The organism is Streptomyces amritsarensis (genome assembly GCF_001953875.1).
Classification (GTDB): Bacteria; Actinomycetota; Actinomycetes; order Streptomycetales; family Streptomycetaceae; genus Streptomyces; species Streptomyces amritsarensis.
The window spans coordinates 259,170-265,169 of the sequence record NZ_MQUR01000001.1 but is presented as its reverse complement, the minus strand read 5'-3'; the positions used below and the strand labels follow the sequence as shown (position 1 = coordinate 265,169).

The window sequence follows — 6,000 nt, the reverse complement described above, 5'->3', positions numbered from 1 at the left end:
CGGCTACCTCTCGGGTGGCGAAGTGGCGGTGGGCCGCCACTTCGCCGTGGGCGGCTACTTGAGGCGTTCGGCGATGCGCTCGCGCAGGGACGCCATCGTGAAGCCGCGCGGGTCGACCTTGCCCGGCTGCCACTCGCGGTGGCCGATGACCGAGCGGGCCGTCCAGCGGTGGACCCGGCACAGGGCCGCCGAGGCGCGGGCGATGGCGTCGATCTGGGCCGGGGGCCACGGGTCCTCGCCGTCGCCGAGGTTCACGCACTCAAAGCCGTAGAAGTGGCGGTTGCCGTCGGTGGTCGCCTCGTTGTCCGGGGGGAGCCGCCGTTCGGCGATCACCGCCGCCAGGACGTCGGGGTCGCCCAGGCCGGCGTGGTTGGCGCGGCCGTAGCCGACCAGGTGGACGCGGCCGTCCTTGCCGATCACGCCGTGGCACAGCGGCCCCGGGAGGGCGCTGTGGCCGTTGCGGCAGAGCTCGACGGAGTACGCGGTGCCGCGCGTGACGGTGTGGTGGATCATCACCCCGTGGAGCGGGCCCCAGGGCCCCTTGTGGTTGCGGTTGTGGGTGCGCCAGGCGCCGACCTCGACGACGGTCAGGCCTTCGTTCCTCAGTGCGTTGATGAACCGGTCCGCGGACATGGGTGCGGCCATGGCCGCCTCCCTTCGTGCGGTGCGCGACGGACACCCCGTGTGTCCGAATCGTCACGCTCCGGTTTAGTGGAGGCGGCCCTTCCGCGGCTAGTGTTTTCGTACGGTGAGCGAGCGGATCCGGACAGGCGTCACACGGAGGCGAGCCACAGGTCGGGGCCGAACACCTCGTAGTGGATGTCGGCGGCCGGCACGCCCTTGCCGATCAGCTGCTCGCGCACGGACCTCATGAACGGGAGCGGCCCGCACAGGTAGGCCCTCGTGCCCGGGGCGACGGGCACGTCCGACAGGTCCATGAGGCCCGTGTCGTCGCCCGGCTCCGCCTCCTGCTCGTACCAGAACCGGGCCGAGGCGTCGGCCAGCTTGTGGGTCAGGGCCCGGTGGTCGGCCCGCAGCGGGTGGTCCGCGGGGGAGCGGTCGGCGTGCAGCACCGTCACCGGGGCGGCGTGTCCGTTCTCGGCCAGGTGCTCCAGCATCGACAGCATCGGCGTGCAGCCGATGCCCGCCGAGGCGAGCAGGACGGGGGCGCCGGAGTCCTCCAGGACCAGGTCGCCGTACGGGGCCGAGACCCGCAGGGTGTGGCCCGCGTGGACGTGGGCGTGCAGGTGGTTGGAGACCTCGCCGTCGGGGCCCGCGGCGGCCGGGCCGTGGACCCGCTTGACGGTGATCGCGCGAACCGCGGAGCCGGGCGCGGAGGAGAGGCTGTACTGGCGGATCTGTCGGGCACCGTCGGGGAGTTCGACCTGGACCGAGACGTACTGGCCGGGCAGGTGCACGGGCGCGGGGGCGCCGTCGGCCGGGGTGAGGCGGAAGGTGGCGCAGTCGGCCGTCTCCTGCGACCGGCCGGTGACGGTCCACTCGCGCCACACGTCGCCGGCGGCGATCCGGTGGCCGGCGTAGAGGCGCTCCTCGATGGCCGCGAGGGCGTTCGCCATCAGCCAGTAGACCTCGTCCCAGGCCTGGGCGACGTCGGGTGTGACGGCCTCGCCGAGGATCTCGGCGATCGCCTCGAAGAGGTACCGGTGGACGATCGCGTACTGCTCGCGGGTGACGCCGAGGCTGGCGTGCTTGTGCGCGATGCGGCCGAGCATCACGTCGGGGCGGGTGTCCGGGTGCTCGACGAGGTGCGTCGCGAAGGCGGCGATCGAGCCGGCGAGCGCCTGCTTCTGGAGGCCCGCGTTCTGGTTGCCCCGGTTGAAGAGGTCGCGGAGCAGCTCCGGGTGGGCGGTGAAGAGCTTCGCGTAGAAGAGCTCCGTTATGTCGCCGATGGCCGCTCCGACGGCGGGCAGGGTGGCTCGGACGGTCGCGGTCGACTTCTCGGACAGCATGGGAACTCCTCGCGTGGTGGAACCATTAATTGGCATCTTAGATGCGCATTTTTGATCGCAGAGGCCTGCGGTGATGCGGACTTCCGTTCGAACCCCTGTCGGGGTGAGGCTATGGCGCCCGGCCGGCGGCGGTAACCGGCCATTCGGCCCTGGCGGTCAAGGCCTTTCGGCCCCCGTGGGCGCCCTGCTCGCGATGCCGAGGAGGAGCGGCCCGGTCGGCGCCGCGACCAGGTCGTTCACCGTCAGCGGGTCCAGTTCGGCGAAGAACGCCTCCTGGGCCCGGCGCAGCGCGCCGCGCAGCACGCAGGCGCCGCGCAGCGGGCAGGGGGTGGTGCCTTCGCAGTCGACGACGTCGCCGGCGCCCTCCAGCTCGCGCACCACCGAGCCCACCGAGGCGGCCCGTCCGGCCGGGGTCAGGGTGAGCCCCCCGCCGCGCCCGCGCCGCGCCTCGACCAGGCCGAGATGCTGCAGCCTGGCGACCACTTTGGCCGTGTGGGTGTACGGGACCTCCATCGTCGCCGCCACGTCGCGCGTGGTGGGGAGGTCCGTCTCCTCGACGGCCAGGCGCATCAGCGTGCGCAGCGCCAGGTCGGTGAATCGGGTCAGCCGCATGAGGTCACCGTAGAAAACTCGCATCCCAGATACAAATTAAAGCTCGGCCGGGGTCGATGCTTGGCCGAAACCGAGGGGGCGCAGAGGGGCTCCGCGACCCGCCGGCGCGCAGTTCGATCCGAGAGAGTGCCCCGCGCCCGACGGAGTAGTCCCACCCTTTTGTGTAATGGTCCCACCACGTTGCGTGCTGGAAGGCTGTGTCCTGCAGACCCATGGAGTGATCGAAAGGGAAAGACATGTCGGTCCAGGCAGGTTCCGAGTCCGAGGTCCAGACACCGCAGCGCAGTCTGGGGACGGCGGCCGCACGGAACTTGGCAACCACGACCAAGTCCGCGCCGCAGATGCAGGAGATCACTTCGCGGTGGCTGCTGAAGGCGCTGCCGTGGGTGTCGGTGCAGGGCGGCACCTACCGGGTGAACCGGCGGCTGAGCTACTCGGTCGGCAACGGCGTCGTGGAGTTCGTCAAGACCGGCACCCAGGTCCAGGTGATCCCGGCCGAGCTCGGCGAACTCCCGCTGCTGCGCGACTACGAGGACCTCGACGTCCTCGGCGAACTGGCCCAGCGCTGCAGGCAGATCGACTTCGAGGCCGGCCAGGAGCTGACCTCCTTCGGCAGCCCCTGCGACGAGGTCCTCCTGCTCGCGCACGGCCGCATCGACCAGATCGGCCCGGGCCCCTACGGCGACGACGCCGTCCTGCGGACCGTCGCCGACGGCGCGTACTTCGGCGAGGACGCCCTCGTCGATGAAGAATCGATTTGGGAGTACACCGCCCGCGCCGCCACCCCCGGCACCGCCCTCGCCCTGTCCCGCCAGGACTTCCAGCTGCTGGCCGACCGGGTCCCCTCGCTGCGCGAACACCTGGACCGCGTGCGCTCCATGCCCGCCCAGCGCACCAACAAGTACGGCGAGGCGGAGATCGACCTCTCGGCCGGCCACCAGGGCGAGGCCGTCCTCCCCGGCACGTTCGTGGACTACGAGGCCCGCCCCCGCGAGTACGAGCTCTCCATCGCCCAGACGGTCCTGCGCGTGCACACGCGCGTCGCCGACCTCTACAACCAGCCGATGAACCAGACCGAGCAGCAGTTGCGGCTCACGGTCGAGGCGCTGCGCGAGCGCCAGGAGCACGAGATGCTCAACAACCGCGACTTCGGCCTGCTCCACAACGCCGACTACGACCAGCGCATCCAGCCGCACGACGGCGGCCCCAGCCCCGACGACATGGACCAGCTGCTCAGCATGCGGCGCGGCTCCAAGCTCTTCCTGGCGCACCCCAAGGCGATCGCCGCCTTCGGCCGCGAGTGCAACAAGCGCGGGATCTACCCGGGGACGGTGGACGTCGACGGCACCCGCGTGACGACCTGGCGCGGAGTGCCGATCTTCCCCAGCAGCAAGATCCCGATCAGCGACGCCCGCACCACCTCCATCCTGTGCATGCGCACCGGCGAGGACGAGCAGGGCGTGATCGGACTGCACCAGCCGGGCATCCCGGACGAGATCGAGCCGAGCCTGTCGGTCCGCTTCATGGGGATCAGCGAGCAGGCGATCATCTCCTACCTGGTCACCGCGTACTTCTCCGCGGCGGTGCTGGTGCCGGACGCGCTCGGCGTGCTGGAGAACGTCGAGATCGGCCGTTGGCGCTGAGCGAGGTGAACGTGATCGCGACCGGCGAGGGCCAGGAGGCCGCGGCCCTGCTGGAACGGACGAGAGAAACGGTCAACCCGGAACTGCGCCGCACCGTCGAGGGCCTGCCCGGTGGGATGCGGCGCGTGGCCATGTACCACTTCGGCTGGGAGCACGCGGACGGCACCCCCGCCGAGGGCAGTCCCGGCAAGGCCATCCGGCCCGCCCTGGTGCTCGCCGCGGCCCAGGCACTGCAGGGCCCGGGCGGCGGCCCGGTCGACCACGCCGTACCGGCCGCGGTCGCCGTGGAGCTGGCGCACAACTTCACGCTGCTGCACGACGACGTCATCGACAAGGACGTCCGCCGGCGCGGCAGGGCCACCGCGTGGACGGTCTTCGGGACACCGGACGCGATCATCACGGGCGACGCCATGATGGCGCTCGCGCAGCGACTGCTCGCGGACGACCCGCACCCCGCCGCGGCGGCGGCCTCGTCCCGGCTCTCGGCCTGCATCATCGAGCTGTGCGCGGGCCAGCAGGCCGACTGCGCCTTCGAGCGGCGGCCGGACGTCTCGCTCGACGAGTGCCTGACCATGGCGACGGCCAAGACCGGGGCGCTGCTGGGCTGCGCGTGCGCACTGGGCGCGCTGTACGCGGGGGCCGGACCGGACGAGGTCGGCGCGATGGACGCCTTCGGCCGGGAGGCGGGCCTGGCCTTCCAGCTGATCGACGACCTGATCGGCATCTGGGGGGACCCGGGGCACACCGGCAAGCCCGCCGGAGCCGATCTGATCGCCCGCAAGAAGTCCCTGCCGGTCGTGGCCGCCCTCACCTCGGGCACCGCGGCGGGCCGGGAACTGGCCGACCTGTACGCGGGTCCCATGACCGGGGACGACGTGCTCCGGGCGGCCGACGCGGTGGAGCGGGCCGGCGGCCGCGACTGGGCCCAGGCCGAGGCCGCGGACCGGATGGGCCGCGCGGTCCAGCAGCTGTCCCGGGCCGTTGCGGACCTCGGGGCGGCGGGCGGGCTGCTGGCGCTGGCGGAGTTCGTGACACGCCGTACGAGGTGACCGCCGGCGAGAGACGGGGGGAGGCCCGTTGCGGTACCGCAGGGTGCCGGAACGGGCCTTACCGCGTCGGGACGCCAACTCTAAGATCGCTGACGGTTGTTGACCGTTGAGCGAAGGGTATGACCAGTGGCGCTGGAGATACGTCAGGCGGATCAGTCGGACCGGGACGCGGTGGCGCGGCTGCTCGACGAGGCCTTCCGCACCGACCCGGTGAGCAGCTGGGTCTTCCCGGACCCGGAGCACCGGGCCGCCGTCCACGGGAGGTTCCTGGGCGTCTTCGTGGACGTCGCGTTGGCCGAGGGTCGGATCGACTACGCGGCGGACGGCTCGGCGGCGGCGCTGTGGCTGCGGATCCCCGCCGGCGAGCCGGAGGGCGAGGACGAGATCCCGGCGCGGATGCGCGCCGTGGCCGACCCGGACAACGAGCGGTGCGAGCTGGTCGGGCGGCTGACGGGCGCGGTGCACCCGACGTCCGAGGAGCACGAGTACCTGCTGATGATCGCCGTCGCCCCGGGCCGGCAGGGGGAGGGGCTGGGCACCGAGCTGATGCGGCCCGTGCTGGAGCGCTGCGACCGGGAGGGCGTGCCGGCGTACCTGGAGGCGAGCAGCGAGCGCAGCAAGGGGCTGTACGAGCGGCTCGGCTGGGAGTTCACCGGCGAGGCGGTACGGCTGCCGGACGGGCCGCTGATGTGGCCCATGTGGCGCAAGCCCAGGGGGTAGGCCACT

At 72.2% G+C, this 6,000-nt stretch carries 6 protein-coding genes; 3 read left to right on the top strand and 3 right to left on the bottom strand.

The window, feature by feature from the left end:
• Positions 1 to 54: 54 nt before the first annotated feature.
• The 3 genes from AVW11_RS01150 to AVW11_RS01140 all read right to left on the bottom strand — a co-directional run bounded on the left by AVW11_RS01150 (position 55) and on the right by AVW11_RS01140 (position 2,582).
• A complete protein-coding gene (locus AVW11_RS01150) occupies positions 55 to 645 on the bottom strand; it encodes an N-acetylmuramoyl-L-alanine amidase (RefSeq protein WP_060176752.1) in 591 nt (196 codons plus the stop codon).
• Between the two features lie 128 nt (positions 646 to 773).
• The gene (locus tag AVW11_RS01145; protein WP_076042912.1) at positions 774 to 1,970 is read right to left on the bottom strand and encodes a globin domain-containing protein; all 1,197 of its coding nucleotides are present in this window, start codon (positions 1,968 to 1,970) and stop codon (positions 774 to 776) included.
• Between the two features lie 156 nt (positions 1,971 to 2,126).
• The gene (locus AVW11_RS01140; RefSeq protein ID WP_030849901.1) at positions 2,127 to 2,582 is read right to left on the bottom strand and encodes an RrF2 family transcriptional regulator; all 456 of its coding nucleotides are present in this window, start codon (positions 2,580 to 2,582) and stop codon (positions 2,127 to 2,129) included.
• 236 nt (positions 2,583 to 2,818) lie between these two features.
• Between AVW11_RS01140 and AVW11_RS01135 the strand changes: the two genes are divergently transcribed.
• The 3 genes from AVW11_RS01135 to AVW11_RS01125 all read left to right on the top strand — a co-directional run bounded on the left by AVW11_RS01135 (position 2,819) and on the right by AVW11_RS01125 (position 5,994).
• Complete coding sequence (locus tag AVW11_RS01135; RefSeq protein WP_060176754.1) at positions 2,819 to 4,225, top strand: family 2B encapsulin nanocompartment shell protein; 1,407 nt, start codon at positions 2,819 to 2,821, stop codon at positions 4,223 to 4,225.
• Positions 4,222 to 5,274, top strand: coding sequence for a family 2 encapsulin nanocompartment cargo protein polyprenyl transferase (locus AVW11_RS01130; RefSeq protein WP_030849897.1), 1,053 nt, complete (start codon positions 4,222 to 4,224; stop codon positions 5,272 to 5,274). Before AVW11_RS01135 ends, AVW11_RS01130 begins: the two co-directional genes overlap by 4 nt.
• A 126-nt stretch (positions 5,275 to 5,400) precedes the next feature.
• Positions 5,401 to 5,994, top strand: a complete 594-nt coding sequence (locus AVW11_RS01125; protein ID WP_030849896.1) for a GNAT family N-acetyltransferase — start codon at positions 5,401 to 5,403, stop codon at positions 5,992 to 5,994.
• The last annotated feature ends 6 nt before the right edge of the window (positions 5,995 to 6,000 follow it).